Annotated in this window: 3 protein-coding genes; 1 reads left to right on the top strand and 2 read right to left on the bottom strand. The window is 72.8% G+C overall.

What is annotated here, in order from left to right; all coding sequences use genetic code 11:
• The first annotated feature begins 18 nt into the window (after positions 1 to 18).
• Positions 19 to 705: a DsbA family protein gene (locus H5J30_RS28880; RefSeq protein ID WP_181790222.1), complete on the top strand. Its 687-nt coding sequence runs from the start codon at positions 19 to 21 to the stop codon at positions 703 to 705.
• Positions 706 to 731: 26 nt separating this feature from the next.
• On the opposite strand, the gene H5J30_RS28875 is transcribed toward H5J30_RS28880, so the two are convergent.
• Both H5J30_RS28875 and H5J30_RS28870 read right to left on the bottom strand, forming a co-directional pair.
• Complete coding sequence (locus tag H5J30_RS28875) at positions 732 to 1,394, bottom strand: DUF305 domain-containing protein (protein WP_181790221.1); 663 nt, start codon at positions 1,392 to 1,394, stop codon at positions 732 to 734.
• Positions 1,370 to 1,999, bottom strand: coding sequence for a thioredoxin-like domain-containing protein (locus H5J30_RS28870; RefSeq protein WP_181790220.1), 630 nt, complete (start codon positions 1,997 to 1,999; stop codon positions 1,370 to 1,372). Before H5J30_RS28870 ends, H5J30_RS28875 begins: the two co-directional genes overlap by 25 nt.
• Positions 2,000 to 2,163 lie beyond the last annotated feature (164 nt).

The following is a 2,163-nucleotide window of genomic DNA, read 5'->3' as shown; positions in this document are numbered from 1 at the left end:
ACCCGTCGTGAGGAACCCATGCCCGAGAACCCGACCACCCAGAGCCTGAACAAGAAGAAGCACCTCTACGCCACCGTCGTCATCGCCGTCGTCTTCGTCGCGGTGTTCGCCCTCGCCGCCGCCTTCCTGCCCGGCGACGACTCCCCCACCGGCGCCGCCCCGGCCGCCGACGCCCGCGTCGTACGCGCCGACAGCCACCGCCTGACGTCGCCCGCCGACAGCGAGCTGACCCTCGTGGAGTTCCTCGACTTCGAGTGCGAGGCGTGCGGCGCGTACTACCCGGCCGTCGAGAAGCTCCGCGAGCGCTACGGCGACCGCGTCACCTTCGTCGCCCGCTACTTCCCCATGCCCGGCCACCGCAACGGCGAACTCGCCGCCCGCGCCGCGGAGGCCGCCGCCCGCCAGGACAGGTTCGACGAGATGTACCGCAAGCTCTTCGACACCCAGGCCGAGTGGGGCGAGGCCGGGGAGTCCAAGGAGGACGTCTTCCGCGGCTTCGCCCGCGAACTCGGCCTGGACATGGCCCGCTTCGACCGCGACCTGGCGGACCCGCGCACGGCGAAGCGCGTACAGGCGGACCAGCGCGACGGCCTCGCCCTCGACGTCCAGGGCACCCCGACGTTCTTCCTCGGCGGCGAGAAGATCTCCAACCCGCGGACGTACGAGGACTTCGCCGCCGCCCTCGACGAAGCCCTCGCCCGCTGACGTACGACCGACCGGGGCCGGCCCGGCTACGGCTTCACGATCCCGCCGCGCTCCTCCAGCATGTCCCGCATCAGCTCGATCTCCGACTGCTGCCCGCGCAGCGTGGTCCCCGCCAGCCGCCGCACCACCCGCGTCTCCACCACGGGCTCCGCCATCTGCGACATCTGCACGCCGCCCCGGTGGTGCGCGGTCATCAGCCGGAGGTACAGCACCTCGGCCTCCTCGCCCCCGGCCGCGCGCAGTCGGCGGATCTGGGTGTCCGTGGCCATGCCCGGCATCAGCGCCCCGTCGCGGGCCTCGAAGGGCATCTCGTGGCCCATCCAGGCCATCGGCGGCCCGCCCGACGACGCCGGCAGCTCCCACTGGTCCAGCCAGCCGAGGAGCATGCCGCGCTGGTTGGCCTGGGTGTTGACGATGTCGTACGCGAGCCTGCGCACGTCCTCGTCGTCGGTGCGGTCGCGCACGATGAGGGACATCTCCACCGCCTGCTGGTGGTGGACGACCATGTCGCGGGCGAACCCGGCGTCCGCGGAGGCGGTGTCCGGGACGGCGGGGCCGTCGTCGCCGTCCGCGCCGGCGGCCAGGACGACGAGGAACGTACCGCAGACGAGGACGGCCGCGGCCAGCATCGCCAGCGGCCACCGCAGGGCGCGCCAGGGCACGGTCACGCCGGCTTCCCGCCGGTGCACGCGGCACCCTGCTCGGGGGTCTGCGGCCCCTGGACGTACTTGTCGAAGAACTTGCCCACCTGCGGGTCTTCGGCCTTGTTCACGGTGAGCTGCTTGCCCCAGGCGGTCAGCGTGATCGTGCCGGTCTGCTCGGCGTGCGGGCTCATCAGCGAGTACGGGGTCTCGCCGACGCGCTCGGCGAGCTTCTTGAGGTCCGCCTCCTTCGCCTTGTCGCTGTACGTGACCCACACGGCGCCGTGCTCCAGGGAGTGCACGGCGTTCTCGTCGCGTATCGGCTCGTCGTAGACGTCGCCGTTGCAGTTCTGCCAGGCGCCGTCGTGGTCGCCGCCGGCGGGGGGCGTCATCTTGTAGTCGACGTCCTCGGTGACGTGGTTCTGGTCGAGGTCGTCCCAGCTCTGCTCGCCCTTCAGCGGCGCGGCGGCGGCCTTCTCGTCCTCCCGGGCGCTGTCGACGATGAAGTAGCCGCCGACGGCCGTGGCGATCACGACGACGGCGGAGGCGAGATAGGTGAGCTGCTTGCTGCGGCGCTCGCGGGCGGCCTCCTTGCGGCGCAGTTCCTCGACGCGGGCGCGGCGGGCGGCGGCTTTGGACTTGGCGGAACCCATGGTGCGGACCCTTCTCCCCGGGGCGCTCGCGGACACGGTGGTACGCGGCCGGGCGGCGGGGCGTGTGCGTAGGGGTGGACGGAGTACGGGGTCGGCGCACGCACCGGCGCCGCGCGGGGGCGGCGGTCGGTTCAGGGCGTGCGCGCGGATCCGTCCTAGGTCCG

It is taken from the genome of Streptomyces phytophilus (assembly GCF_013870535.1).
Taxonomy (GTDB): domain Bacteria; phylum Actinomycetota; class Actinomycetes; order Streptomycetales; family Streptomycetaceae; genus Streptomyces; species Streptomyces phytophilus.
Note: the sequence above shows the minus strand (reverse complement) of the source record. Positions and strands in the feature narration are given on the sequence as shown.